Raw genomic sequence first — 25,984 nt, forward strand, 5'->3', positions numbered from 1 at the left:
CCTCTCATCGCCACGTATAATCTAGGTCGCATTGTTTTAAACGCTCCTACGGAGGTATCAGTCATGTATACGGTGATTTTCGGTCGGTCAGGGTGCCCTTATTGCGTTAGAGCCAAGCAAATTGCAGAGCAACTAAAAGATCAGCGACAAGATTTCGATTTCCGCTACATCGACATTCATGAGGAAGGCATCAGCAAGGCCGACCTGGAGAAAACAGTCGGTAAGCCGGTCCAGACCGTGCCGCAAATATTTATCGATAAAGAACACATCGGCGGCTGTAATGAGTTCGAAAGCTACGTCCGCCAAAACCTGACGCACTGACCAAACCGCAGCAGCGTCAGCATCAACGGCTTAATGCAATAAACAACACAAACAAAAAGAGGCCACACTCAAGGCCTCTTTTTATCTTTTAGATAACGCAACGCTATACGTTCGCTACTGGAGCCGCCTAATCAGCTCAACGCGACGATTGCGTTTCTTTCCAGCGTCAGAAAGATTGTCCGCTTCCGGCGCCACCGGACCCACTCCATAAGGGATCAAGCGCGCTTGCGCAATACCGTAGTCTTTTATCAGACGTTCAACAACCGCCTTCGCACGCGCCGAGGACAGCTCAATATTGTGCTGAAACGCCCCCGTGTCATCCGTATGACCTGTCACATAGAGCAACAGATCCGGGCGTTTTTTCAGCAAACCTGCGATCGCGTCCAAAGTAGGCTTGGATTCGTCTTTAACAACCGCTTTGCCCGTATCAAATAACACCCCGTATAAAAGCGCTTTTCCGGTCTCGTCGATATCGCGACTCAGACTGTCCACATCCACCGTGATCAGATCATCCTCCAGCGCCTCTGACTCCAGAATGATCTGCTGCACTGCCGTTTCATCCTCATAACCGCCAATAAACAAGGCGACATACACCTTGCCTTTTGCCGCGTCTTTAGAAGCCACCATAAAGTATGGATTACGGTAATAGTTGTAGACGGATTCTGTAAGCGATATCAGCCCACCAAGGTGAGCCGACTTATATTCATCGCCACACTGCTGCAGCTCACAGGAATAGATAGTGGTAAAGCCGCCTTTCGCCAGCGCCGCTCTATAGTTTTCGTACAGCTTTAACGTGGAGACATTTTCCAGTTCGTAATAGTGCCTGGACAAATCCCCCACCAAATCCAAGGATTCATACTGATAGGGCTTGTCGTCTCCGCTCAGTGCGGAAACCGGAATGCTGATGCGCTCATAATCCACCACTTTGCGTTGCCGCAAATTCGCACCGGGATAGCGTGGCAGCAGCGGATGATCTTCCTTCGTCGCGTCTGGGTCATTCGCCTTCGTTACCGTCGCAGGCGGCTGCGCCCCGAGATAATCGACATCCATGACGACAAGATCGTTCTGCAACGGCTCTTCTTCAACGATAACCTGCTGAACGGCGACCTCGTCTTCATAGCCGCCAATGAACAGCGCCACCGTGACTTTACCTTTTTCCGCCCCCTTCTCGTAAACCATGTAGTAAGGTTTGCGGTAGTAGTTGTAGACGCTGTCATTCGACGACACCAAAGCGCCCAACTCAGCAACCTGATATTCCGAGCCGCACTGCTCCAACTCGCACTGATAGACAGATTTAAACCCGCCTTTTTCCAGCGCAGCCCGATAGTTTTTATAAACTTTTAGTGTGGAGACGTTTTCGAGGTTATAGAAATGTTGGGTCAAGTCGCCGGTCAGGCTTAACTTTTCATATTCGTAAGGCTTATCTTCGCCGCTGAGTTTGCTGGCGGGAATCGTGAATGGCGCATAATCGATCTGCAGATAAGTTCTTACTGTGGCGCCAGGATAACGACTTAATAACGGATGATCCGGGTTGTCGGCATAAACACTGGCGGCGCTCAAAACGCCAATCAAAGCAGCGGCAAACCTTCTAAGCATGGAACTCCCCTATGTGTGGACGTAATTGCAGGAAATATAAGCGCTTTCTGACGTGGTTTTCCGTCACAATGACAGGAAGAAACGCGTCCACCCGCTTAGGCTGACGCGTTAGAAAGGTATGATTAGCGGAGGTTGAGAAAGTAGTTAAGAAGGGACCTTCAGCCTTTCAATGCCGAAAGCTTTTAATATGTAGCGCTCAAAGAGCGGTTCTGTAGAGCCTTTACGTAGCTTAAGAAGAAAGTACTTCTCGAACGCCACCTTGGCGACATGCACCCACTTGCCTTCACGCATCCAGTTCACGTTACGTGGCGGCAGCTGCGGAATCGCCACGAAGGCGATACCGGTGTCCCCCATATCCGCCAGACACACCGCATTCCAGGTCGCCTCCGCTTTGGGGGGCGCGCCGTTAAGCGTCGCCTGAATATTTTTCGCCACCGCCGTCGCCATACTTTCAATCATATAACCGGTTTTGGGAACTCCAGTCGGAACAGGTGTTTTTTCCTTTGGCGCAATCGCAACCGCCACGCCAATCCCCCATACATTGGGATAAGTGGGGTTTCGCTGATGTTTATCGATCACAACAAAGCCCCGGGGATTCACCAGACCTTCGACGCCTTTCAAGGCATCAATACCTGTAAAAGCCGGCAGCATCATTGAATATTTGAAGGGCAGTTCACGGCGTTGTTTGTTCTCACCTTTCTCATCCACTTCCATGACGGTCACAAGTTTATCGTCGACAGACTCAACCTTGGCGTTACAAACCCAATCGATGTGTCTTTGTCGTAATTGCGACTCCAACATACCTTTGCTGTCACCAACTCCGCCTAAACCGAGATGACCGATATAAGGTTCGGAGGTGACGAAGGTCATGGGCACTTTGTCGCGAATACGCCGTTTACGCAGGTCACGATCCATAATGAATGCGAATTCATAGGCCGGCCCAAAACAGGAAGCGCCCTGCACCGCGCCAACGACGATAGGACCAGGATCTTCGACGAACTCGCGCCACTTCTGATTGGCTTTTATCGCATGATCAATATGGCAAATAGATTGGGTGTAGCCTTCTGGACCCAGTCCAGGAATTTCGTCAAACGCCAGACGAGGACCTGTCGCAATGATCAGATGATCGTAGGAGATGCTGTCTCCATTTTTAAGCTCTATGCGGCTGGCGGCTGGATCGACTTTTTGCGCAGCGCCAACCACCAACTCTACGCCTTTGCCGGATAAGGGGGACTGCAGCGGAATTTTGATCGCTTCCGGCTCCCGCCATCCGATGGCCACCCATGGATTGGACGGCACGAAATGAAAATAATCTTTATCACTCACCACCACAATGCGGTGGTCTTTACTCAACGTTTCCCTTAACTCAAACGCCATGGGCATTCCGCCCAGGCCCGCGCCTAAAATAACAATAGTCGCCATGCGCTTCCCTCTTTGTCGTCAATTCCACTCTGACGCGGCTCAATCCCGCCGCCGCCTTGTCTCCAGCATTTCCTGAGACTCAGCAGAATAATTCAAAGCCGCACCACTTCGCTACAGCTGCAAACCGCGCATATGCGACTTAGACGACAAAAAGGCCCGTCAGGATGCGACGGGGCTTTCCTGAATCCTTACAGCAGCGCCGTTATGTCCTCTTTTGACGCTTGGCCCGGAGGGCTTGCGGAAAGCGTGACGAATACGATCCAGCTCCGACACCAACAACGTGCGCTCAAACTCGGTTGTGCGATCGTAGAGATCCAACCAGGCCTGTTTCTCAGGCGGCAGTTGATAGACAGGACCGTCTTCTTCCATACGCACGCGATACATAGGGCCATCGCCCGTACGCAGCCACTCGAAGTTGCCATCCCATTTGTCAGCGATGGTAATCAGGTAATCCGCTCCCACCTGATAAATATCTCCGTTAAACCATTGGCGCACGGTTTCGTAACGCACGTTACAGGCGACGGAGATTTCCCGTTTAATTTTCCGGGGATGCACTCCCCGATCCAGTAGTAGTCTTTCGATTCTTTTTGTAACACTCATATGCAAGCCAGCTTTGTTAAGATTTGTAAATTGTATCTCGCATTAATACAAGCTTGCATGCCTAATTCCAAGATTTTTTATTACATTGACAATGATTAATAAAAGTACAACTGGATTTCGCCGTTATCCCACTCTTTTTCACTCCCTCAGACAGGCCTTGGGCACTGGGCGCGACGCACTTTCGCTAAAAACGCAAACGCAATCGCTCAACAAACGAAAAAGAAGACAAAATATTAAGAACAGGTAAGAAGAACGATCGATTCGAGGTGAGAAACTGACTCTCCGATGTGAAAGTCAGTCAGAGACTTGGACGGAAGTACAACTTTCAGTTAAAAGCCAACAAGTTATCAGCTTTTAACTTTTTCTTCCTTTTTTGAGAAAGAGGCCGGCTCCAACCCTTCATATGGATTTTGAATAGACTTACGGAACCGTTTCAACTCGTTGAGCATGTATGCGCGCTCAACGTCAGAGGTGTTATCGAACAATTCCAGCCATGCCCTTTTTTCCTCGGGCAGATAAGAAGCGGCCTCTTCACTGATCTTGGGCTTTTCCATTGAGCCCTTGCCAGTGTAGAGCCAATCAAAGTTGGCGTCCCATTTGTCAGCGATAATCAAAAGGTAATTGGCGCCTACTTCAGCAATCGTACCGTTAAACCACTGACGTACAGTTTCATAACGGACTCCGCAAGCGTTAGAGATCTTCCGCTTTACCTGACGGCGATGAACGCCCCTTTCGAGTAGTAGTTGTTCGATTCTTTCGGTTACAGACATATGCAAGCCAGCTTTGTAGTTTGCCGCATTGTAACCCGCCTTGCTACAAATATGCTTGCTTTATTAAAGCAATTATGCTTGTATAACGCGCGATGTAAGGAGGCAGCTATGACGAAAGCGGAAGTACTTGCTTACTTCGGTTCGGTGGCGAACGTCGCCAAAACGTTAGGAATCACCACCCAGGCTGTTTATGAGTGGGGAGACTCGGTGCCTGAGCCGCGACAATGGCAATTGCAGGTTCTGACCGACGGCGTTCTAAAGGTTTCATCGAAACGAAGCAGACAAGGTAAATCATCCACTCAAACTCTAAAGAAAAATGTAAAGGTTGGACAAAAAGCCAAAAGCGACAAAACCGGCGATGCGGACAAAGTTACCAAGGGAATATAGAGGAATAGCAAAGGGAGGCCCATGCTGTTATTAAGCCTGACCGGAGCCATATTGATTATGACTGCATTGTGTTTGCTGTTCTTCATCAGAAATGCGAAAGCCTCGGAATTGCGGCTGCGCCTGATGAAAGAAAACTACGAAGCATTCAAGAAGCTCCCCAGCTATGAAGACATGCTTTACCGGTTTTGGATTCCCCTCACTCGATTTGAGGAGAAAGCGACAGGCGAACAAAGGAAGGAGGAAAGTTGAACCCAGATTTATCGACCTGAGTCATCGACAGATATTTTAAAAGAAGGTGAGCGTAACGCTCACCTTCTTAATTTATGACCGGCGTTATTTACGAGGAAATTTAAACCGCAACCAACCCAGCGCCGCCAGCATCAGCCAAACTGCGCCGCCACCACCTGAGTCACCACCACCTGAGTCGCCACTACCTGAGTCGCCACTACCTGAGTCGCTACCACCTGAGTCGCTACCACCTGAGTCGTCGCCACCAGTCGGCTCTTCATCATCGTTTGCGATAACACCTGAAGCCGTCGCCTGGCCGAGAATTCCAGAAGATGGATTGCTTATTGTCAGCGTGAAAGATTCATCCGTCTCAAATGTCATATCGCCAAAAACATTAATCGTAAATGTCTTGCTGAACTCACCCGCGGACAAACTCACTGATCCAGAAGGCAATGCGCCGCCAAAGTCGGTCGCATTGGCTTGATTAGCGCCCGACCCTGCTACGCTGTAATCCACTGTCATATCGACAATCGCGTACTGACGGGAAACTTGGAAAGTAAAAGCAGTCTGACCGCTATTCCCTTCAACTTGGTTCGCACTGACCGCGCTTACAGAAATGGCCCCTGAAGTGTTAATTGACTCTATAGCGAAATTTGTGGGCGAAATACTGAAGAACACATTGTCGCTACATTTTACCCGAATACGGCCACTTAATGTGTCCGTATTCGGGGCCGCAACTCTTTCAAACCCATCATTCTCCACGCCGGTTTTAATAACTGTAGTAAATGAAGTTCCGCCGTCTTTCGATAGCTCGATGTCTACCTGACTACAGTTTACTGGCGCTAGATCGGTGTTCGCTACATTCCAGGACACATCCATCTGCTGTCCACCGGTATATGTGCCGGCGCCTGGTGCCGTTACTTTAAATGGCCCTGAGTCGCCATCAACCGTTAACTTGACGTCGTCCTGGTTCACGCCAAAATCGCCAGAGCGAACGGTAACCCTGAAATTAAGATCACGGTCGGTCGTAGGCAGAGTTTCCCCTAGAGAACTGCTTAGATCACCGGAAAGAATTGCATCCAATTTGGGGAAATAACGCGTAGATGAAGTCGTTCCTTGAAAAGAACGGAACAAAGGACGCTTTCCATCATCAGTGGCCATTTCAACCGCATCAGAGGTTCCACCGCTATCACTTCTGTCCTGCTGCTCCCACGTATAGGTTAGTCCAGATAAATCGCCTGGATCAGTATCATTAGCCGTCGCCGTGAGCATGAAAGGCGTCCGGGCGGGAATCGTGTAACTCGGACCTGCATTCACAGTAGGAACTGCATTCCCTGTATTTACCGGCGTTCCGCAGCTAGCTCCACTACCCGTAAGATGATTGTGGATTTGCTCCAGACTGCCCCCGTTAAAGTAGTCGTCGGCGCTATTTTGTATATTTTGAGGAGAACACAATCCCGAGTATGACATTATCGTCGAACCAGACCCAACTTCCCATGCGCTACTGGACGACCGGTTATCTTTACAACCGCCGCTTACCGCATTGAATGTATGCCCAGCCCCTAACTGATGACCTAATTCGTGGGCTAATAAGTCAGTGACAAAATACTCAAATCTACCATCAGGATTGCCTAGCCCAGTCCGCCCTTTAGCTTTGTAACCACTGCTGTTGCAAAAGACGCCAACAAACGCCAGACCACCTCCAACCTGATTGAGCAAATGGCCAACATCGTAATTTTCGGAACCAATGACACTGTCTAACGTCGCTTGATTCTCATTAAGCAGGATATCTGATCCATTAGCCGCCCTACCGCCTGTGTAAGGGTCAGTTGTTGAGTTGGTATAAATTATTTTGTCGTTGTTCCCAATCAGTTGTAAGCGAACCGCGACTTCCTTTTCGTAAATCTGATTCAGACGGTTAACCACAGAAACAATAAATGCCTGAGTTTCCGCAACAGAAGGATTGCTTGAATCACTGCTAACAGAAGCTGAAAATTCACCGGTAGCAGCCATAGCCAGACGATATACCTTATAACTATCGCCAAAACTTGCTCGCTCGGCCATTACAGGCATTTCAAGAGACTTCAGATAACCATATTCATTACCACTCTCTACGGAGTGATCATGCTCCGCCGTTTCACACTGCAAAGGCTCTTTACTTGGCATGTCCTCTTTGAAAAAGCCGCGATATTGGCTCGCGCTGTCTGTCTCACTGAAGCTGGACTCCGGCTCGATGACCATGGTGGCTTCAGGGGTGTTCACATAACCGTGGAATCCACGGGGCGTTGTATCAATACGCCCGCTGACGCCTTTGTCCTCAACGCCAAATACCTTGTAGGTGCGCAGCTCTGGATACTTGGCCTCTAACTCTGGAGCCATGACAGGAGAGTAAAACGCCTCCAGCAAAATAAAGCCGCCATCAGGTTTAGGATAGTAAAACGGCAAACCTTCTAACGCGCCCTCAAGGGGGGCGTCTTGCAGATAGACTCTAAGGCGCTCAATATCCGCCGCTATTCCGCGATAATGGAACGCCGACTCAGTCTGCGCCTGCGCCTTACCCGCCATGTCCAGCCACAATCCATCGGGAGACTGGGCATGGGTAACACTGGCGATAGCCAGCGCCAACTGCGACGCCACAAAAAATGCTGCTTTATTCATGCTCATCAACTCAAATACCTGATAAAAATCTCTGACGCCTGTCCCCTGAAGGCGGGGACTTTGGCTAGTTCACCGGCGGTTAAAACCAGCTTTTAATAGATCGCCACATCCGAGAGAAGAACCCCGATTTCGCCGTTTCTTCATGGGGCTCAGCGTCATTCCCGGCTTGTTCCGGTACGAGCGCGCCTTCCGGCTCAATGGGTTTGGGGATATATGGCAGATCCTGTTTGAAGAAAACCCGGTAGCGATCCTCCGTCTTCCTGTCGGAAAACCGGCTTTCAGGTTCTATCAATACACTACGGCCATCCATGGTGAGAAAAGCCTTGAAGCCTGCGTCGGTATAATCGATGCGGCCAGACAAGGTGGGAATATCCACGCCATGAACTTTGTAAGTTCGGATATTGGGAAACTTTTCAGCAAGCTCAGGGACCATCACCGGCGAGTCAAACGCCTCGACAGCAATGAAGCGCCGGTCCGGCATGGGCAATGTTAATTGCAAGCCCTCAGCGGCACCTTCTTGGGGGGCGGCTCTGAGGTAGGCGCGAAGCTCTTCGCCTTTCAACGCGACAGCGAAATACGGAAATTCTTGCGTTTTCTGCGTCTCCACAATCGGCGACCAGAATGACGTCTCAGCACTTGCGGTCTGGGACATCAAAACGATTCCTCCAATCAAAGCAAACTGCTGCGCTGACTTTATGGACTTGCGTAACTGCACTATACCCCCGAGAGAAACTGCGGCTAGTTGCGATCAAAAAACGAACACAACCAAGTTAATCCTCAATATATAAACGGATTCGGGGCGGACTACTATATAGTTTTTGTAAGAATGAGAAGGAAGACCGCCTCTAATCACAACAGGTCGCTGCACCTCAAGCATGTCATGCACTGTCTAATATCGACTCATGCTTAAAGAGGTGCGACAACCTATTGAATTTATAGGCAGTTTAATGGAAAAGAACGATTGACGCGCCGGCCATTTGGCTTAGTTGTGAGTTAATTGGGACTCAGTTGGCGCCGTTACAAAAGTACTGTTTTCTTTCCGTAATTCTCCTTTTAACGCTCGGTTCACCCGCCAGTTGAACAGTGTGGTAAGACATATTGCTGTAAATCCAAGTCCAACGCCCAATCCCATCCAGACGCCGACTATTCCCCACTGGCCTTTCAGCAGCCACGCCACAGGGAAGCCTACCAACCAATATCCAACCACTGTAATCAAGGTCGGAGCCGCTCCCATGCGCAAGGCTCTCAAGGCGGTCATCATGATGACCTGAGCGCCATCCACCACCTGGAAAATAGCAGCCACCGCAAGCAGACTGACGCCTAGCGTCATGACATCCTGATCCAACGCCCCTTCACCGCCCAGGGTAAAAAGACCCACGATCTGCTCAGGAAGTAATAAAAATACCAATGCGGACACCAGACAAAATATCCCGCCCAATGAGAGACCGGTCCAGGCGTAGCTCTTCAACTCTCCCATACGGCCTTCACCGTAACACTGCCCTACCCGGATCGATGCCCCCTGCGCGAATCCGATATAGATATTGAAGGACATGGAAGCCGCTTGTAGGGCAATCTGGTGCGCCGCCAGCGCTACCGCGCCCATAGCGCCCGCCAATAAAGTCGCCGCGGTGAACAATCCCGCCTCCATGGTCCAGGCCAGCATGATTGGCAGCCCCAAAGTATAGAAAGGTTTGAAGTCCACCAAACGGGTTTTGATTTTAGTCAGGCCGCCCAGCACTTCGCGGACTTCCGCATAACGGTTCAAGTCCAATACAAGCATGACGCACATGAAGACGCACACCAACGCCGTGCCAATCGCTACGCCGGCGATGCCCAGTTCAGGGAAAAAGCGCCAGCCGGTCATCAGCGCATAACTTAGCGGGACGTTAAGCGCGACCGCCGCCAGACTGATGCGCATGATGGAGGTCGTGCGCGACATGCCAGCGGCCAGTCCCCGCAGCACCATGAAGGTAAACGCCGGCAAACTGATCCAGGCGGCCTGTCCCAGATATTGTGAGGCATACGCCACCGCCTGTGGTTCCTGTCCCATGCTTAACAAAAGCGCAGGCGTCACTTTCATCGCCAGCGCCACCGTGGCGGCGATAACCACAACGAGGATCAGGCCCGCTTTGACGATACGAATGATATCCTGCCGCGCGCCGCGGCCGGTATGAAACGCGACCTCATTAGCGACCGCTGCGAGCAAACCGCTGATCACCACCAATATGAAGTTGAAGATAGCCGCGCCCAACCCGGCGCCCGCCAACTCTTCCACTCCCAAAATCCCAAACATAACGGAGTCGCAGAAAATCATAGCTGACTGCGCAACCTGGGCCGCTGATAACGGAAGGGATAATTTCAGAACTTCTCTTAACCTGCTCATTTTTCCTTGCTCACTCTTCGGCAACGTCTCACGACGAGCCTTCGCCACACACCTGTTAGTTAGTTTCACTTAATAAATTAAAGCTGTCGTCTGGAATCTGTTTCCCGCAGGTCCATGTTCATTCCAAACGAAGCCAGTTAAAGGCTGCCGATAGTGGAGCCTTAACAAAGCTGTTGCCTAAATTAGGTTGGAGCGGCAATATTCACAAGCGAAACATTCGCCTTTATACATGAGTTTTTTTCATGCCAATTCGTCCTAGAAAGTTACCGCCGCTAAATGCGCTAAGAGCCTTTGAGGCCAGCGCCAGACTACTCAGCTTCTCCATCGCCGCGCACGAACTGAATGTGACCCAAGGCGCGGTCAGCAAACAGGTAAAATTACTTGAGGAATATTTTGAGCAGCCTCTTTTTCTGCGACGGGCGCGTCATATCAAATTAACGGAAGCGGGAGAAAAACTCTTTCACAGCCTGGGAGATATTTTTGATCAGTTGGTCAAAGCCTGTGACGCCGCGTCTTCCCATCAGAAAAACATTTTGCGCTTACAAGTAACGCCGTCCCTCGCCGTCCGTTGGTTGTTCCCTCGCCTGCCTCAGCTGCAACGAGAACTCAAAGATGTCCAGCTGAAAATTACGACAATGTGGCTGTCTGCGGAGAAAGAAGCGGACCTGGATCTGGATCACTACGACATCGTCCTGCATTGCGGACGCCGCCGGGATAACGGCTCAGCCAACCTGCTGCGGGAAGAGCAGCTTGTACCGGTATGCCATCCCTCTTTGCTGAAGCAGCACGGGAATGACTGGAGCCGCCTTATTCGCAACTTGCCGCTATTACACCCTTCCGTCACTCATGAAGATTGGCGCAATTGGTTGGCGAAAAACCCTGTTCCTGGTGTAGACCCGTCTTCTGGGCTGATATTCGATACCTTGGATATGCCAGTGACCGTCGCCATCCAGGGGCATGGCGTCGCCTTGGCGGACCCGCTGTTTATTATGGATGAGCTGAAAAATGGAATTTTGACCACGCCTCGCAATCACAGTCACGACAGCGGCTGGGGCTATTATTTTGTGCATCAGAAACTGCGCGCCTCCGACCCCAGCATTCTTACATTCAAGCGCTGGCTGATTGCAGGTCTGCAGGAAGATATGGAGCGGCTGGAAACAATCAGGCTGCTTCCTGCATTGACACCTTTGAGCAAGTAGATTTACAGCTCGGTTTCATAGCGCACACAGGCTGGTTCACGCAGTCCTGAGGCGTTATCCTTGGGCCATGTTAACGCCGTTGAGGCCGCCTGCAGACAGGCTTTATGCGAAAAATCATCCACATTGACGCCGACTCATTCTACGCTTCCGTAGAAATCCGCGATAATCCGTCACTGCAGCATCTGCCAGTGGCGGTGGGCGGAAGCCCTGACAAGCGCGGCGTCATCGCCACCTGCAACTACAACGCCCGCGCATTTGGCGTGCGTTCGGCCATGTCCTCAGCGAAAGCCGTCCTGCTCTGTCCGGATTTAGTGTTCATTCGTCCCCGCTTCGAGGTCTACCGCAGCGTATCCAAAGACATTCACAAGATTTTTCGCGACTACACCGACCTGATCGAACCACTGTCACTGGATGAAGCCTATCTGGATGTATCCGAATGCAAAGCCTGTAAAGGCAGCGCCACGCTTATAGCCGAAGAAATTCGCGCACGCGTGAAGCAAGACTTGCAATTGACCGTATCGGCGGGAGTCGCCCCGAACAAGTTTCTGGCCAAAATAGCTAGTGACTGGAATAAGCCCGACGGCATCTTCGTCATTCGGCCACAAGACGTTAAAGACTTTATCCCCCAGCTTCCTGTTCGCAAAATAAATGGCGTCGGCAAAGTGACTGCAGCGAAAATGGAGGCCTTGGGCATCACCACTTGCAGCGATTTGCAGCAACTATCCAAGGAAGATCTGCAGCGTCACTTCGGCAGCTCCGGCGAACGCCTCTACAACCTGTCACGCGGCGTAGACAATCGTCCCGTGCAGACAGAATGGGTGCGTAAATCCCTGTCCGTCGAGCATACCTATAATCGCGATCTGCAGAATCTCGACGCTATTCTCGATCATTGCGAGCCTTTGTTCGAAGAGCTACTGGAGCGCTTCAATCGCATCAGTGACGCCTACCTGGTCAGTAAGCGCTTCGTCAAAGTCAAATTCGCTGACTTCACTCAGACCACCCTTGAAGAACTTCTACCGGGTTACAGCGGCCAATGGCGAAGCCTTCCCGACTACCTGCGCCTCATGAGCGCAGCCTGGGCGCGCCAGAAAAAGCCCGTGCGCCTGTTGGGCATGGGAGTCAGACTGAAAGATCCTAAAAATAACAATATTGGGGAGCAGCTCTCGCTGTTTTGAGGCCTCTATGGCGTATAAGAAAGTTTCTCTCCATCGTGTTCAAGTGCGGCGAGAATTTCCTCTTTTGATAGCCGTATAGTGTTGGACACCAAGGATTTGGGCAGTCCGACACTCGGTGCAGCAATGGACAATGTCATATAGGAAAAAGGCTGTTTGCGAATGTCTACAGACTGTTCCTCATGACTACCAGACAAACGCCCTCTTACCCTGTAATTTTTTACCAGAACCGTAGCATACTTGTACTCACTGCCCGGTTGGGTGTTTACGATAGCCTTTACGTGACCTAAGTAATAGCTCACCAAGCTCGTACCACTGAGAACTTTCTCGTTTTGAGCGCTATACAGGGTAAAATCCGACCTTAAAACAGGGGCGCTTTCAAGAACCTGCTTCTGGTCAGACTCAAACAGCACCACCAAGCTATGAGGAAGATCCATTCCATCACTGGTAGAAATGTTTACATGCCGAATTTCCTGCTGACTGATATTGACTGACCCAGCACAACCAAATAATGAAAAGCATACAACAAGAAACACTATTTTCTTCACTATCGAACCCCCATAGCTTTGGGACTTGTTGGTGCTTTCTCCAACAAAGATAATGCTTTTTTATACATTTCTCCTGCATTTGCATGTGAGACATCCATTTCATAATTATACGCGCCATTTTCATGCCCCAACTGACTACCTATGTTGGCTATATAGCCACCTGCTCGCCCATTTGCTGTTAATAAAGTGGGAAGCGAAGCAACACTGCTGACAACTTGATTTACCAAAGGAAGCTTCCCTATAGTATTATCCAAAATAGATTGACGAATGTAGACATTAACCCATTTCTCAGCCTGTGGCCTTGCTAATGGGAGCATTGAAACAGGGTCAAGTGTAATTAGCTCCTTTACAGGTACTCCTTTGACAAACAATTTTTGGGTAATATTCATTACAGCCTGGCCACCCCAGCTATGTCCCGTTAGGCGAAGATTATTAAACTTATATGACTTCCAGTCCCTAACTATTTCCTCCAACAACTCCTTTTCTTCTTCATGCCCTCGATAATATACTTCCCTATCACTAGAATTATACAAGTTAAACCTGTCTATAATATCAACTTTAACCAAGTTTGTAGAACCTACAACATGGCTAAGTGCATCATTTTTATCTGCCCCGCCCCCCACAATATATTCACGATCAATCAAGCTTCGCCTAATATAAGATTGTATATGTTCAGGTAAAGTGGTAGAAGCAGGCATAATTCTTCCTTAAAACAGAGGTGAGTTAGATATACAGGCACCAACTATATGCCATACCCTCCCCCCTATGAATATACCAAAGAGACTACCCCCTCAACCCCTTTGACTATTCCCACCCTCCTTGACCAGCCAACTGCCAGCGCATATCAGCACGATATAAGTCCAGGGGGTGAACAGGATAGTGTTGCCGAGCAGGCGTCTCAGCAGAGGGGGCCAGTTTTGGATCGCGTCATTTTCCATGACTTCAAACAGCAGCATGACGCAGGCGACGCCCAGTAGGGTGATGGAGGTCAGTTTGACCAGCGCATCGTGCAAGGGAGGCGTATTCTTCAGATAAGGATGAAACGCCCAATAGACGCATCCACCGCCAATCAGCGCGCCAACCGCGATGCCGGCCCACTTCAGCGTGGCAGAGACTTCCATGGACGTTTCGCCCATGAACAAAGCGGTGGCCCATCCAAGAAATATTTTGCCGCTGATTTCCAGCGCGCCCTTACCGCTCACCGTATCAAAACGCGCGATCCAGGCGATGATCGCCAGACTCAGCATCAGGCTGGGCCCCAGGCGAAACAGGTGATAGTAAGTGAAGTCCCGTCCGATCACGTCATCGATCAAAAAACAGAACAGGCCGTTTCCCAACCCAACGCTTAACGCCAATGCCAGTGGCGACAATAATAAGGATGAATGGGAGACGCCAGCCGCATATTTTAAACTGTGCAAGTGTAAGCCCATGCACTGCCCTCCATGTGAGCTTAACCCAACTTTTCTTTATTCTAATTATTGATCCGACAAACTATGACGGCCTCTCATCGGTCGTTACTCCCTGTATGCTTGCCGGGACCTTTACAGGATTGTATATCACGAATAGCAACAAGAGGTTATCCGCCGATTGTTTAAAATTGTTTCTCAAGCCACCTTAAAATTAGAAACCATCTCTTTCAATTGCGCCGCCCGGTTGCTGAGATTTTTGGAAGAATCAAACAATTTGCTCACTACCTGCTCGGTATCTCTGACCGCGTCCCGCACATGAGCGAGGTTAGCGGTCATCTCACCGGCCACGCTGCCCTGTTGTTCCGCCGCAGTGGCGATTTGCAGGCTACGGTTGGTGATTTCTCCCATTTCCGTCACGATGCCGTCAAACATTTCTCCTGACTCGCCCACTTTGGAAGAGCCGGTTTCCGCCACTTCAACGCTGGCGCTCATCAGTTCAACTGCATCCCGCACCTGCTTCTTCAACGCCTCAATAGTGCCGTTTATTTCACCCGTGGCGTCCCGGGAGCGCATCGCCAGTTGCCGCACTTCATCCGCCACAACCGCAAAGCCGCGCCCGCTTTCTCCCGCTCTCGCCGCCTCAATCGCGGCGTTAAGCGCCAGCAGATTGGTTTGTTCCGCAATACTCTCAATGCTATCGGTGACGGAAGAAATCGTATCCACCTGATTGGCGATGTCCGTCACCGCTTTAGAACAATTATCAAGGTTGCGTGACAGATTATTGATGACGTTAACCGCATCCCCCACCAACTCATTACCGGTAGCCGCGCGTTCATTGGTGGCCTGGGTTGCGGCCGAGGTCGTGCTGGCGTGCTCCGCTACTTCCCTCACCGTCGCCGCCATCTCTTCCATGGCGGACGACAATTGCTCAAGCTGAGAAGATTCATCGTCTATCGCCCGTTTAGCCGTCGCCATACGGGAGGAAAGCTCTTTTGACTCATCCGATAGAGAGCGACTGATCTCCATCTGTTTGCCAATCAGATCCGCCAAGGAGCGCCGGGTGGATTCAATGGCGCGACTGATGTGGGACACCTCATCGCGCCCGATACAGTCCAGATGAAAAGTCAGGTTGCCCCGCGCCAGATTCTCCATCGCCGCCACCACTCTTGAAAAACTGCGCTGCATCGCGTTAACAACAAAATGCGACGCGGCGAACATGACGACCAGCACGCCAATGCTGACCCAAACCAGGCGGGTCAATGTCTCCTGATACAGCTCATCCGCATCGTCAAGGTATATCCCCGAAGCGATAATCCAGCCCTGCTCGGGCCAGGGTTCGATGTAAGTGGTCTTATCGACCAGCTCGTCTTTTCCCGGTTTACGCCATTGGTAGGTTACAAATCCGGACTTGCCAGCGCGAAACCATTGCGACGCCACATCGCCAAAGCGCCCGCCTTCATTAAGGTCAATGTTAGGAACTGGCTCCCCCACCCATTCCGGTTTAGGGGGGAACGCGACAAACTTCTGGTCGACGGAGAAGGCGTAAACATAGCCGTCCAGGGACTCTCCCCAGCGCAGGCCGCCAAGCATCTCGCCAATATACTGATTCAATTCGTCCGGGTGCTGCGCTTTATACTGCTTCAGGTTATGAAGGGCCGCCTCCACCATATTCATTGCGCTCTCGCGCAGAGCGTCACGTTGCGATTCACGGGTCAGGCTGGCGTTATACCAACTGGACGCGATAAACATGATCATGATGACCACACTGAGTCCCAGGAATTTTTGTCTCAGAGTCAACTGGGCGAAGAAACGGTCAATAGCGGTGGCAGGATGCGCTTCCCTCATGAAATACTCCCTTTTCGCGGATGCTTGCGTCGCAAATCAATTCAACGGGGCTTAGACTTTAAAAGTGTAGTCAAGATTCAGGCTTCCGCAGGCAGTCCGGCTCAGGAATTTTTCATTCAACCAAAATCCCCTTCACGCCAACCCTGGAATCCCATACAAAGCCCCTCGCCGTCTGGCGCCAGTTCACTTTCTTCCAGCAACACGCCCTCATTGTCACGCACACGCTGAATCAGCGCATATTCAGCCTGATGTTTCTCATCAATTGCGTTAAGGAAAATCCCGTCCAGCAACTGCATCATGGCGTAAAGCGTCGCATCCACCGTCTCCTCCACTAACTCGCGGTCTCTGTCGCTCTCATACGATCGCATGCTATACAACGCTTCTTTTCGAACTTTGTTGAACAGGTGCTCGCCAAAGGCGTGAGACGCCGAAACTTTGCGACTGTATTGTTCTTTCGGCCAGCTTTCATAGGGCTCCATAGCTCTTTTCCTTGTATTTACAGGTATCCGTTACGGCTCAAACCATTTTATCAATGAACAATTGAACCATATCGTTGCGACAAACTAATGTTAACTACTGCGCCGCTGTTGAACTCGATGGCGTCGCTGATCATGCCGTCACTGAAAATAACGCCGTTTTCCGGAACGCGGGATTTGATAGTCAGCGCTTCCCCGCCAGTGATTTCTCCAAACACCAGTTCGGTTTGGGTCGTATTGCTGGGGAAAGGTTCACGAACGGAGAACAGCAGCTTTTGCGCATCCCATGAGAGTGGTTGATAGGCGTCCGCGCTGTCGCCTTGCGCGCCGCGGGCTCGCGCCAAACCCAGGGAGCCGGCGATGACGCTGCGCATCCATCCGGTGGAACCCAGTCCCGTAGAGACGATCACGCCGCTTGAGCTGTGCATTTCCGAAGCTTCGCGAAAATCGATTTCATAACGTAAAGAAGTATGGTTTTTCGGCCCGATAAAGAAATCGTTCACCGCCACCATGGTCTGGCCATCGTTGAGGCTGGCTTCCGCCATGGACACCCGTTTGATCGGCCGCTTCGCTTTTAGCAGCTCCCTAAGCACCGCATCCAGGTCCGCCACCTGGAATGGCAGCAATACGCCGTCGATGCGGGCGGGATCGGGGTTGACCGCCACAACGGGTTGACCATGCAAATACTTCAGTGTATTCGCCACCAGTCCGTCTTGTCCGAGCACGACCACCACATCCTGGGCGCCGAAGATAAAATTGCTAAGGAAATCGCGATCAAGGGTCTGTACGCGTCCTATACGTGACAGCGTTGTTTCTACAGCGGCCAATGATGCGCGATAGCTTTGGTCCTCGTGAATATAGACGTCAAAGTCCTCGCCCCGGCTCTCAATGTAAAAGCGCGCCTGTTCTTCGGTGTTATGCCGCCAGGCCAGCTCCTCCAGCCGCGTTCGGCGTTTCACCAGAATCAGTTTGGTTTCCGTAGCGCGATCACTCATCGTTTTTTACCCAGCAGCTCACGCATCAGATCCGGACTGATGTTCAACTGACCAATTTTATCAGCGCCAGTCGCCAACTGGCGGAAGGCTTGGGCGATTAGCTGCTCAGGATTCATCGAGCTGTTGGTGATCGCCTCCAGAATACGGTTATCCACTTCCGCCATGGCTTTCATGCTGGCGGCTATTGCATAGGCTTTCACATCCGCTTCCTTACGGCTGTTCTCCGCGCTGACCGCCACCAGTTCCTGACGTTTGTTCTCCTGCTCTATTTCGTTCTCCAGCACTTCCCGCTGCAGTTCTTGAGTTTTGCGTTGCACCGCCATGCGGGCGTCCATTTCCGCTTCCTTGACCTGCTGCTTCTTCTGTTCGACGGAGATTTCCGTCTCCAGCTCGTTTTCCTTGATCTTACGCTCCTGCTCAATGGCTGCGTTACGGCGCGTATAGGCCGCCTCGTCCGCATCCTTCATCATCTGCTCACGCACCGTGGCTTCAAGCGCGCGGGCGGTTTCTGGATTAGGCTTGATCGCCAGAATGGAGACATCCAGGATTTCCACCCCCAGTTTCTCCAGCACAGGGGCGGAATCAAGCGCGCTGGCGAGGGTCGCGGCCAGTGTTTCCGAAGCCAGCAGGCTGTCTTTCAAGGACAGATTCTGGATACTGTTGCGAGTAATGGATTGCAGCAAATTGAGAACGCGCGCCGGCAGCTTCTTCGGCGCGTCCGAAACATAGGATTTGCCGTTATCAGCCAGGGTGAAGTTCATGGTCGCCGCCAGAATTTTGGGGCTCTTTACACGGTAAACCACCTGCCCCTGCACCGTGACTTCCTGGAAGTCGCTGGTGCTTTCTTTGAATATGAAAGGCAAGTCCGCCGAGCCAATGGGAATCGAAACCAATGACGTCGTCGGCGCAAAGTAAAAGAAGCCCAGCCCCGCGCCCTCCCGCTTAAGCTTCCCTTTGTTGAATTGCATGATGTAGGTGGTGGGTTCGGTTTTTATATATCTGAACATCTGTGACCTCTTCCTTAATGTTAAATAGTGGCTCAAAGCCACCAAAACAATTAAAGGCTCTGAGCCACTATTTGTCAATCAATAATTCTCCCTGACATCGCTATGCCTGTCGTCCCGCCACTTTGTAGACTGTTTCCGCATGCACTATCTTTAATACAGTTACTCTCATCGATAGAGACTTCAACTATACATGCGGCGCCGATTTACCCGGTTTGTACTTGCGCTGTTATGGCTGCTTATCGTTCAGGACGTCTATGCGGCGGAGACGGAGCTGTCCTTCGTGAGGATTTGCGACGACGCAGGAGAATGGCCGCCCTATACATTTTATCGAGTGGAGAACGGTAAAAAGGAGATTGCCGGTTACGCAGTGGATGTGGCGCGGGAGATTTTGGAAAGCAACCATATCAAGTATTCCATTGAACTTCCTTCCTGGAAGCGCTGTTTGCTGGAAGTCAGAAAAGCGCGGCAATTCGACATGCTGCTCAATGCGTCCTATACCGAGGAGCGCAGCAAACAGTACCTGTACTCCCTTCCCTATTATTGGACGCACCTTTACTTCTTTTACCTGCAACAGCGGTTTCCCGAGGGCTTGGGCGAAATGGAAAAAAGCCTGCTGGACACTTACGTCATCGGCGGACTCTCCGGCTACAATTACACCTATCTGGAACACCCTGGCGACTCGATGGATACTGACTCCGTAACCTATGACCACCTGTTCCTGAAGTTGCGTAGCGGTAAAGTGGACCTGATTACCGCCGACTACGAAATCATGCAGGGCTTCGCCCATAAAGGGCTGGATTTGATCGCCACGCCGGGGATGCAGTACACCCCCATACCCAACTCTCCTCCGCAGGGCTATCACATGATGTTTCCCCGCACTCCAGAGGGAGAATATCTCAAGGCGCTGATGGACTCAGGCATCACCAAAATGCAGAAAGATGGACGCTTACAAGAGATTCTGGACAGCTATATCAGCCCGACCGAGCAGGTCAGGAGCGACCCCTGACATGGCGATACGCCTCCTCGTCGGATGCTGGAGCGAAAAATGGAAAAAAGCGGGTCGATGTTGTCGCCACTGGGCCGCCGTTAGCGTCATCGCGCTCACGCTATCGTCGTCCGCCACCCTCACCTTCGCCGCCGGCGTCACCGTGCGTCTGGCCAATGGCGAGTGGCCTCCCTATCAATCGAAAACGCTCAAGCATTATGGCGTGGCCAGCCATATTGTTACGGAAGCTTTCGGCATCGTAGGCGTGAACGTGCAATACGTCTTCTTTGACTCCTGGAAACGCGCCTATGCGGAAGCGTTGTCGGGAAATCTGGACGGCAGCCTGCTTTGGAGTCCCTCCGTCGACCGGGAAGCGCAGTTTTACTTCAGCCAGCCGGTGGTTATGGGCGAGTCGGTGTTTTTTCACCGCGTGGATTCGGATTTCACCTGGAGCAGTTTCGCCGACCTGAAGCACTACCGGGTTGGCGGCACCCTGGGTTACTCCTACCAGTTTGAAGGCACGGAAGGGGTGCAAATTGAACGAGTGTCCAGCGATGAGATTAATTTCACCAAACTACTGCGTAAAAGAATTGACGTCTTTCCGTCCGACAAAGACGCAGGCTATGCCTTGCTATATGAGCTGTTCTCGCCGGAAGACGTAGCGCAGCTGACTATTTCTCCCCATGTTTACAACAGCACCACCTATCATCTGATACTGACCCGCGCCCTGCCGGTGAACAAGGAGCGCGTCAAACAATTCAATGAAGGTCTGCGACAACTGAAAGAAAGCGGTCTGCTCGACCGCTATCTGGAAGACTCACGGCGCGGCGCCTATCGACTGCCGCAAGCCGTTACTGAGGAAGAAATCGAAAAAACCGCCTCGCCTTAACTGAAATCGTGGTGAATGACTTCCGAATCCACCGGCTGGCCGTTTTCATCGAATTTGAAGATTTCTTCATACATCAGCGTCTTCTCGCCAGGTCGGCCAAAACTCATCTTTTTGATAGGGCGTCCTTCGGCGTCAAACACCATACATTCAGACACCACCTGCACGCCTTTCAACGTATAGACAGAGCTGTGCAACTTGGACTGCCCGGCCTCCAGTGGGACCGCAGCAGTTGATTCCTGTGACAACGGCTCGTAAAGCACGACGTAATGGGTCGCTCTCAGGCCATCCAGAGAAATGGCTTCCTTACTGGCGTGAATCCGGCGCAGATAAGCATGCAACGTTTGTTGATGCAGTTTCTGCGGCACATTGATGATTTCTGTGTGGGCGATGCCCCGCGCCGCGATCAGCTCGCTCATCGACAAAGTTTGATCGTTATGGAACCAGTGACGTCGATAGTCGGAATGCTCCATGATTTGATCATGCTCAATGGGAACGCCTTCGAGATCAACAAAGGCCACCAGCTCCGGGGTGACGAAACGCAGGACTTCCTCCAGTTGCGCCTGACAGTCCACCGGGAAAATGACCTGTCCTTCCTCATCCCAATCATCGTCCTCATCTTCAAGTGAGCGCATGGCCTGAATACCTTGCTCGGAAAGCTCCACAAAGGAAAACGGGCCGCTAAAGCCATATTTCTCATCAAATCCCAACAAGGGATACTCTATACCCAGTATGTCCTTATCTTGATTGAAGAAAACATGTTTCACCGGGATAGGATGGGGGCCACGATCAGTGACCTCCATACGGAAAGCATTATCAGGGTTCGGTTTGAGCGCCGCTTCGCCAGTTTCCAGATTCACGTCGACACGGTATTCCGCATGAACCTTATACGCTTCCAATTCGCCGATGGGGATATTGTGTGGGAAGGTTTCATCGGGAATTTCTACTGTGACGACTACGTCAGGGCTAATTTCCGGCCCGTTCTCCAGCGTGGACGCATGCTCCCATATCGCCACCGCTCTGGCGGCGTAATCACCATCATCAGCAGGTCCGAGAATACGAAATACTGTGTTGTGCTCACAGAACATCATGTACTCAGTAACTTCTTCGTCATTGAGCAGAAAGCAGGTGTATTCGGCCCCGGCCGGGATATCGTCGGCATCGACAGGCGCACCTTGATAGAAATAAACAATGGAATGGACGTCTATAGAACTGCTCGAATGGCTCATTGGATACCTGACTGAATTGCAAAGCGGACTTCAGCGCGTCGTTCATTGCAAACGGGACACGCCGACCAAGCCCGATACCCTACCCCATATCCGCGTTCGGGTCAGCCTCGTGTTAACCCTTTGGCGTCAATTTCGCGTTTCAGGAACTTTGCGCGAAATGCGGGATCTCTTCCTGCAACGGATGCCAGGGCGCTTTCGAATCACAATAGATCTGCCTGGAAGGCTTTACGCCGGGATCGTCGTCCAAAACGCCGGCGGCGACGCCAATGTCATCCCACCCATCGCGGATAAATTGAATATTCGATCCACAGTCGCCACAGAAGGTCCGGCTGACATGGGAGGAGGAGCGATAACTACGCAGGCTCTCAACGCCTTCCAACACTACAAAACTGTCCTTGCCGGTCACAATATAGGCGCCAAAGGCCGAACCATGCGCCTTGCGACACAGGCTGCTATGGCAGTAGGTCAGCGCCTTGATTTCACCTTCGATCTGGAATTTCACCGCTCCGCATAAACAAGAGCCCTTAATGTCAGCCATATCCAGTCTCCCCGAATTTCTAAGGAACCGTTTTTTTCTCCACGTCCTTCGACAAGGCGATCACCCAATCGCCCAATGCGTCAAGAAAGCCTTCTACAAAGGCGTCTGGCCCCAGTATTAGAAACATCGCTTCAGCAGATAACGTCCACTCCGCAGGCGTTTGGAAGTCAAAGTATTTCGCCTTTAACAGACTATGCGTCGCGCCAGGAAACAGCTTCAATTGGTAATCCCGCCAGTTTGAGGATTGAAAAGCGCTGTCTATTGTCTGGATGCTCTCCTGAACATCCACATTACGATCTTTCTCGCCGAATAGCCCCAGAAAAGGAACCTTGACGCGGACCAGCCCCGCACTCATGTCAGCCTGCATGTTACGCATGACAAAGCGGTAGCGTTCAGGGGACATGGGCTCAGTTAATACGCCGGCTGGCGGGGCGCTATTGCGCAGCCACGTCAGATACTGGTCATAGGTGAGATGATTCTGCGAGAGATAGCGGTCCGATTTTTCGCTGAACGCCAGCGCCATCGCGATTTGTTCTTCGCTATATCCCTCGCCAAGCATGCGTTGGCGCTGCAAGTAAAGCGACTGGCTGCGCCAATTGACGGCGACGCCAACCGCCACCATAAAATCGACGTCCACGCCTTCTGCGCCTGTCGCTAATTCCGACAGCACCCAACCCCCTTGCGAGAACGCAATGACGCCGACCGCGCTGATATCAACACCTGCCTGCCCTCGCAGTGCAGCTATGCCCGCTTTCACCTCATCCGCTCGCTCCGGCATGCTTTGCGACAGCCAATCGCCGCTGGACTCGCCAACGCCCTGTTTATCCCAACTCAGACAAGCCACGCCGCGCTCCAGCAGGCGGTTCATGATAGCCACGTAGCCGCCATTAGCGAAACGGTCCACCGGGCCATCGCCATGCACAAACGCGAGCACAGGAAAGGGGCCGTCGCCTTCCGGCGTCAGCAGGGTCGCGCCCAGCTGCTCGCCGCCATAGGAAAAAGTAAAATCGCTTCTTTGCGCATATTTCAGGCTATGTTGGTCCAATATCCCCAATACCGCCACAACGACCAAAACAAACGCAACCAGCAGACCCGCCACAACTTTCATCTTCTCTCCCTAACCTATTGTGAAGTCCGCTACATTAAATCCGGCGCGACCTTAAGATCGTCTTAAGAGTGCGATGTCGGCGACCAAATCACGTTTACTTGCGCCCCATCCCCTGTCAGGTCGACAGAAAAACGCCATTGCAGCTTGTCGCAGATGCGCCGCACCAGCTCCAGCCCCAGACCAAACCCTTCTACATTGGCGTCAGCGTCTTCAGGATTAATCGGGTTCGTCAAACGCAGCCCCTCAGAGTCTGTGATCACGACAATCTCACCCTCGGAGGAATGCTGGAAGGCATTGCGAACAAGATTCGCCGAAACGATGTGCAACAGGCTTTTTTTAATTTTGATGATGTCTGAGCTCAGCTCCAGTCGCACCGCAACATCCCTGCCCGTCAGCAAATATCGGTGATCTTCAATGATCGCCTGGAAAAACGTATCCAGAGTCACCCGCTCTCTCTTTAACGCTTGCGGGGACTCCCGCGCCAGCCATAGCAGCGCGCTGGACAGCAGCGCCATGTTCGCCCCCGCCAATTGCGCTCGCCGCAGCGACGCCTTACCCGCCTCGCCGGTTTGCAATTCCAGGGTGTCCAGGCTGGCCTGGATAATCGCCAGAGGGGTTCTCATCTCGTGGCTGGCGTGCTTCAGAAACTGTTTTTCGCGCTCATTAAACGCCTCTATGCGGGAAACGCCTTCCTGCATACGCTGCGCCAGTTGATTAAGTTCTTCGATTTCAAAATGCGGCGCATCCACCCGCGCCCGGGTTCCCAGGGTTTGCGCCCAGGCGCTAAGCTGGGCGATAGGCTGCGTAGCCCGCCGAATCAACCAGAAAAACAGTGCAAACAGTAAACCGAACACCGCCAGGGTGGTGAGCAATGAATGCATCAATGCAGCGCTGAAAAACTCCTCTCCCAGCGTTTCAATATCCGCGCGGTTATGGCGACTTAATAAATACCGGCGCTCTCCTGTTTCAGTCTGAAAGGGCAGCAAATATAAAAACGCCTCTTCTCCTGCGTTTCTAACCACCGCTTCCAGTACTTCGCCATCGCGGGCCGGTTCAGAACCAAATTGCGACCGCACTTGTTCTGGCACCGCCGCCCAGCTTTGATAGAGACTCAAATACCCATCACTCGTTTGCTGAGCGCCTCCCTCTCGCAGGGACTGCCGCAACAGAGCCTGCGCCTCCAGTTTCATCAGCGTATCGCCTGCCCAGTCCATATTGTTCCAGGATGAGATAAAAGCCAGAGTGAGGCACCCTAATAGCAATCCCGCTCCCATCCAACGCAATTGATCCCTGAGACTTCGAGCCAATGTCCTGGCGCGAGCGCGAGGTCTTTCCCTGTTTGAGTTAAACATCATGTCATTCTCTGGAGACTATATTGCTTCAAACAATACCTGTTAATCATTCTCATTATTAATAAGCCAAAGAGATCAGGTATTTATACCTATTTTTTGAGGTGTTATCCAATTATTTGACGCCTTTGCAAATAAGTCGACGTCAAACCCAACTGAACACCGACAACTCTAATAATTATTTAAACTGAACATCATCCCGTTTCGACCAATCAGAATCATAATCCACAAAGGAACAAGGATACTATAATGACCATTATCAACACCATTTCTTTACATGAAGCCATGAACAATGAAGTTAAAAAAGGCAGAAAGAAACTCGCATTATTTGTCATAGATGAACAAGGAGGGCAGGCGCCCAGGAATCATGCTTCACTATTGGCGACTATAACTAAAGCGCAAACTTTGCGCATGCCCATTTACTTAATAGAAATTGATCACGCGGCGCTCGGACAAGGAGCGCAACCTATCGTCATTGGCGGAGCTCCGCCGGTGGGAGTAAGAACATGGAGAGACTATTGCGTGCGCGGCGCCACAGTGGTTAAGAAGCCGCACATTAGTATGTTCAACCCCGAAACAAATCTGGATATCGCAGCTGAAATCAAAAGACAGAATATTACTGGGGCCGTTATTATCGGAACGCAAACAAATCAATGTGTAAAAGTAAATGCCGTAGGCGGCTATGTGGACAGGCTTAATACAAAGAAGTTTGATGGACTAAATAAACTTTGTAAAGTTTATACATCCGGCGCAGTATTGAGAGGTACGGAGGAAGCCACTTGGAAAAATGAACCTAATGTTTTCTATTACAATCATTTAGAAGTAGCTCCCCGCCCTCATCGATAGGTTTCGCTCCTATCACCGCATCAGCCC

26 protein-coding genes are annotated in these 25,984 nt (G+C 51.4%); 8 read left to right on the plus strand and 18 right to left on the minus strand.

What is annotated here, in order from left to right:
- Positions 1-63: 63 nt before the first annotated feature.
- Positions 64-321, plus strand: a complete 258-nt coding sequence (locus ONV78_RS10050) for a GrxA family glutaredoxin (RefSeq protein WP_279503007.1) — start codon at positions 64-66, stop codon at positions 319-321.
- Positions 322-435: 114 nt separating this feature from the next.
- Here ONV78_RS10050 and ONV78_RS10055 read toward each other — a convergent pair whose 3' ends face one another.
- The 4 genes from ONV78_RS10055 to ONV78_RS10070 form a co-directional block, all read right to left on the minus strand.
- Entirely contained in the window at positions 436-1,917 is a 1,482-nt protein-coding gene (locus ONV78_RS10055) for an OmpA family protein (protein ID WP_279503008.1), read from the minus strand.
- A gap of 144 nt (positions 1,918-2,061) precedes the next feature.
- Positions 2,062-3,339: an FAD-dependent oxidoreductase gene (locus ONV78_RS10060; RefSeq protein ID WP_279503010.1), complete on the minus strand. Its 1,278-nt coding sequence runs from the start codon at positions 3,337-3,339 to the stop codon at positions 2,062-2,064.
- 159 nt (positions 3,340-3,498) lie between these two features.
- Complete coding sequence (locus tag ONV78_RS10065) at positions 3,499-3,939, minus strand: hypothetical protein (RefSeq protein WP_011398087.1); 441 nt, start codon at positions 3,937-3,939, stop codon at positions 3,499-3,501.
- Positions 3,940-4,286: 347 nt separating this feature from the next.
- A complete protein-coding gene (locus tag ONV78_RS10070; protein ID WP_127971876.1) occupies positions 4,287-4,709 on the minus strand; it encodes a transcriptional regulator in 423 nt (140 codons plus the stop codon).
- 108 nt (positions 4,710-4,817) lie between these two features.
- Between ONV78_RS10070 and ONV78_RS10075 the strand changes: the two genes are divergently transcribed.
- Positions 4,818-5,096: a Cro/CI family transcriptional regulator gene (locus ONV78_RS10075; protein WP_216739629.1), complete on the plus strand. Its 279-nt coding sequence runs from the start codon at positions 4,818-4,820 to the stop codon at positions 5,094-5,096.
- A 21-nt stretch (positions 5,097-5,117) separates the two neighbouring features.
- Positions 5,118-5,345, plus strand: coding sequence for a hypothetical protein (locus tag ONV78_RS10080; protein ID WP_011398090.1), 228 nt, complete (start codon positions 5,118-5,120; stop codon positions 5,343-5,345).
- A gap of 84 nt (positions 5,346-5,429) precedes the next feature.
- On the opposite strand, the gene ONV78_RS10085 is transcribed toward ONV78_RS10080, so the two are convergent.
- From ONV78_RS10085 to ONV78_RS10095, 3 genes are all read right to left on the minus strand, one after another.
- Entirely contained in the window at positions 5,430-7,982 is a 2,553-nt protein-coding gene (locus ONV78_RS10085) for a reprolysin-like metallopeptidase (RefSeq protein WP_279503015.1), read from the minus strand.
- A 79-nt stretch (positions 7,983-8,061) separates the two neighbouring features.
- Positions 8,062-8,634, minus strand: coding sequence for a hypothetical protein (locus tag ONV78_RS10090; RefSeq protein ID WP_279503017.1), 573 nt, complete (start codon positions 8,632-8,634; stop codon positions 8,062-8,064).
- Positions 8,635-8,964: 330 nt separating this feature from the next.
- The gene (locus ONV78_RS10095) at positions 8,965-10,365 is read right to left on the minus strand and encodes an MATE family efflux transporter (protein WP_279503019.1); all 1,401 of its coding nucleotides are present in this window, start codon (positions 10,363-10,365) and stop codon (positions 8,965-8,967) included.
- A gap of 242 nt (positions 10,366-10,607) precedes the next feature.
- On the opposite strand from ONV78_RS10095, the gene ONV78_RS10100 reads away from it, so the two are divergent.
- Both ONV78_RS10100 and dinB read left to right on the plus strand, forming a co-directional pair.
- Positions 10,608-11,564 (plus strand): LysR substrate-binding domain-containing protein, encoded by a 957-nt coding sequence (locus ONV78_RS10100; protein WP_279503020.1) that lies wholly within the window; start codon positions 10,608-10,610, stop codon positions 11,562-11,564.
- A 104-nt stretch (positions 11,565-11,668) separates the two neighbouring features.
- Positions 11,669-12,739: a DNA polymerase IV gene (dinB, locus tag ONV78_RS10105; RefSeq protein ID WP_279503022.1), complete on the plus strand. Its 1,071-nt coding sequence runs from the start codon at positions 11,669-11,671 to the stop codon at positions 12,737-12,739.
- 5 nt (positions 12,740-12,744) lie between these two features.
- Here dinB and ONV78_RS10110 read toward each other — a convergent pair whose 3' ends face one another.
- The 7 genes from ONV78_RS10110 to ONV78_RS10140 all read right to left on the minus strand — a co-directional run bounded on the left by ONV78_RS10110 (position 12,745) and on the right by ONV78_RS10140 (position 19,016).
- On the minus strand, positions 12,745-13,284 hold the full coding sequence (locus ONV78_RS10110; RefSeq protein WP_279503024.1) for a hypothetical protein: 540 nt from the start codon (positions 13,282-13,284) through the stop codon (positions 12,745-12,747).
- Positions 13,284-13,982, minus strand: a complete 699-nt coding sequence (locus ONV78_RS10115; protein WP_279503026.1) for a hypothetical protein — start codon at positions 13,980-13,982, stop codon at positions 13,284-13,286. Before ONV78_RS10115 ends, ONV78_RS10110 begins: the two co-directional genes overlap by 1 nt.
- Positions 13,983-14,075: 93 nt before the next feature.
- Positions 14,076-14,714, minus strand: a complete 639-nt coding sequence (locus tag ONV78_RS10120; protein ID WP_279503027.1) for a hypothetical protein — start codon at positions 14,712-14,714, stop codon at positions 14,076-14,078.
- Positions 14,715-14,888: 174 nt separating this feature from the next.
- Complete coding sequence (locus ONV78_RS10125) at positions 14,889-16,538, minus strand: methyl-accepting chemotaxis protein (protein WP_216739636.1); 1,650 nt, start codon at positions 16,536-16,538, stop codon at positions 14,889-14,891.
- Positions 16,539-16,654: 116 nt separating this feature from the next.
- On the minus strand, positions 16,655-17,017 hold the full coding sequence (locus ONV78_RS10130; protein WP_216739637.1) for a hypothetical protein: 363 nt from the start codon (positions 17,015-17,017) through the stop codon (positions 16,655-16,657).
- 50 nt (positions 17,018-17,067) lie between these two features.
- The gene (locus ONV78_RS10135; protein WP_279503030.1) at positions 17,068-18,009 is read right to left on the minus strand and encodes a sugar kinase; all 942 of its coding nucleotides are present in this window, start codon (positions 18,007-18,009) and stop codon (positions 17,068-17,070) included.
- Positions 18,006-19,016, minus strand: a complete 1,011-nt coding sequence (locus ONV78_RS10140; RefSeq protein WP_279503032.1) for an SPFH domain-containing protein — start codon at positions 19,014-19,016, stop codon at positions 18,006-18,008. The genes ONV78_RS10135 and ONV78_RS10140 overlap by 4 nt, the downstream gene beginning before the upstream one ends.
- A gap of 190 nt (positions 19,017-19,206) precedes the next feature.
- Between ONV78_RS10140 and ONV78_RS10145 the strand changes: the two genes are divergently transcribed.
- Positions 19,207-20,022 carry a transporter substrate-binding domain-containing protein gene (locus tag ONV78_RS10145; protein WP_279503035.1) on the plus strand — a complete coding sequence of 272 codons (816 nt, stop codon included), beginning with the start codon at positions 19,207-19,209 and terminating at the stop codon, positions 20,020-20,022.
- Between the two features lies 1 nt (position 20,023).
- Positions 20,024-20,890, plus strand: a complete 867-nt coding sequence (locus ONV78_RS10150) for an ABC transporter substrate-binding protein (protein ID WP_279503036.1) — start codon at positions 20,024-20,026, stop codon at positions 20,888-20,890.
- Here ONV78_RS10150 and ONV78_RS10155 read toward each other — a convergent pair.
- The 4 genes from ONV78_RS10155 to ONV78_RS10170 form a co-directional block, all read right to left on the minus strand.
- Positions 20,887-22,116, minus strand: coding sequence for a hypothetical protein (locus ONV78_RS10155; protein ID WP_279503037.1), 1,230 nt, complete (start codon positions 22,114-22,116; stop codon positions 20,887-20,889). The genes ONV78_RS10150 and ONV78_RS10155 overlap by 4 nt on opposite strands.
- A gap of 139 nt (positions 22,117-22,255) precedes the next feature.
- Positions 22,256-22,654, minus strand: a complete 399-nt coding sequence (locus ONV78_RS10160) for a GFA family protein (protein WP_279503038.1) — start codon at positions 22,652-22,654, stop codon at positions 22,256-22,258.
- A gap of 19 nt (positions 22,655-22,673) precedes the next feature.
- Positions 22,674-23,762 (minus strand): alpha/beta fold hydrolase, encoded by a 1,089-nt coding sequence (locus ONV78_RS10165; protein WP_279503039.1) that lies wholly within the window; start codon positions 23,760-23,762, stop codon positions 22,674-22,676.
- 62 nt (positions 23,763-23,824) lie between these two features.
- Complete coding sequence (locus ONV78_RS10170) at positions 23,825-24,976, minus strand: HAMP domain-containing sensor histidine kinase (RefSeq protein ID WP_279503040.1); 1,152 nt, start codon at positions 24,974-24,976, stop codon at positions 23,825-23,827.
- Positions 24,977-25,360: 384 nt separating this feature from the next.
- Here ONV78_RS10170 and ONV78_RS10175 point away from each other — a divergent pair, with 384 nt between their 5' ends.
- The gene (locus tag ONV78_RS10175; protein WP_216739646.1) at positions 25,361-25,957 is read left to right on the plus strand and encodes an isochorismatase family protein; all 597 of its coding nucleotides are present in this window, start codon (positions 25,361-25,363) and stop codon (positions 25,955-25,957) included.
- Positions 25,958-25,984: the final 27 nt, after the last annotated feature.

The sequence above is a fragment of the Hahella sp. CR1 genome (assembly GCF_029813005.1).
Lineage (GTDB): Bacteria > Pseudomonadota > Gammaproteobacteria > Pseudomonadales > Oleiphilaceae > Hahella.

Coding starts and splice junctions, on each gene's coding strand:
- ONV78_RS10145 (WP_279503035.1), top strand. CDS start 19,207: ATGCGGCGCCGATTTACCCGGTTTGTACTTGCGCTGTTATGGCTGCTT.
- ONV78_RS10140 (WP_279503032.1), bottom strand. CDS start 19,016: ATGTTCAGATATATAAAAACCGAACCCACCACCTACATCATGCAATTC.
- ONV78_RS10160 (WP_279503038.1), bottom strand. CDS start 22,654: ATGGCTGACATTAAGGGCTCTTGTTTATGCGGAGCGGTGAAATTCCAG.
- ONV78_RS10095 (WP_279503019.1), bottom strand. CDS start 10,365: ATGAGCAGGTTAAGAGAAGTTCTGAAATTATCCCTTCCGTTATCAGCG.
- ONV78_RS10055 (WP_279503008.1), bottom strand. CDS start 1,917: ATGCTTAGAAGGTTTGCCGCTGCTTTGATTGGCGTTTTGAGCGCCGCC.
- ONV78_RS10090 (WP_279503017.1), bottom strand. CDS start 8,634: ATGTCCCAGACCGCAAGTGCTGAGACGTCATTCTGGTCGCCGATTGTG.
- ONV78_RS10070 (WP_127971876.1), bottom strand. CDS start 4,709: ATGTCTGTAACCGAAAGAATCGAACAACTACTACTCGAAAGGGGCGTT.
- ONV78_RS10125 (WP_216739636.1), bottom strand. CDS start 16,538: ATGAGGGAAGCGCATCCTGCCACCGCTATTGACCGTTTCTTCGCCCAG.
- ONV78_RS10080 (WP_011398090.1), top strand. CDS start 5,118: ATGCTGTTATTAAGCCTGACCGGAGCCATATTGATTATGACTGCATTG.
- ONV78_RS10120 (WP_279503027.1), bottom strand. CDS start 14,714: ATGGGCTTACACTTGCACAGTTTAAAATATGCGGCTGGCGTCTCCCAT.
- ONV78_RS10085 (WP_279503015.1), bottom strand. CDS start 7,982: ATGAATAAAGCAGCATTTTTTGTGGCGTCGCAGTTGGCGCTGGCTATC.
- ONV78_RS10130 (WP_216739637.1), bottom strand. CDS start 17,017: ATGGAGCCCTATGAAAGCTGGCCGAAAGAACAATACAGTCGCAAAGTT.
- dinB (WP_279503022.1), top strand. CDS start 11,669: ATGCGAAAAATCATCCACATTGACGCCGACTCATTCTACGCTTCCGTA.
- ONV78_RS10075 (WP_216739629.1), top strand. CDS start 4,818: ATGACGAAAGCGGAAGTACTTGCTTACTTCGGTTCGGTGGCGAACGTC.
- ONV78_RS10060 (WP_279503010.1), bottom strand. CDS start 3,339: ATGGCGACTATTGTTATTTTAGGCGCGGGCCTGGGCGGAATGCCCATG.
- ONV78_RS10115 (WP_279503026.1), bottom strand. CDS start 13,982: ATGCCTGCTTCTACCACTTTACCTGAACATATACAATCTTATATTAGG.
- ONV78_RS10165 (WP_279503039.1), bottom strand. CDS start 23,762: ATGAAAGTTGTGGCGGGTCTGCTGGTTGCGTTTGTTTTGGTCGTTGTG.
- ONV78_RS10100 (WP_279503020.1), top strand. CDS start 10,608: ATGCCAATTCGTCCTAGAAAGTTACCGCCGCTAAATGCGCTAAGAGCC.
- ONV78_RS10170 (WP_279503040.1), bottom strand. CDS start 24,976: ATGGACTGGGCAGGCGATACGCTGATGAAACTGGAGGCGCAGGCTCTG.
- ONV78_RS10175 (WP_216739646.1), top strand. CDS start 25,361: ATGACCATTATCAACACCATTTCTTTACATGAAGCCATGAACAATGAA.
- ONV78_RS10150 (WP_279503036.1), top strand. CDS start 20,024: ATGGCGATACGCCTCCTCGTCGGATGCTGGAGCGAAAAATGGAAAAAA.
- ONV78_RS10135 (WP_279503030.1), bottom strand. CDS start 18,009: ATGAGTGATCGCGCTACGGAAACCAAACTGATTCTGGTGAAACGCCGA.
- ONV78_RS10050 (WP_279503007.1), top strand. CDS start 64: ATGTATACGGTGATTTTCGGTCGGTCAGGGTGCCCTTATTGCGTTAGA.
- ONV78_RS10065 (WP_011398087.1), bottom strand. CDS start 3,939: ATGAGTGTTACAAAAAGAATCGAAAGACTACTACTGGATCGGGGAGTG.
- ONV78_RS10155 (WP_279503037.1), bottom strand. CDS start 22,116: ATGAGCCATTCGAGCAGTTCTATAGACGTCCATTCCATTGTTTATTTC.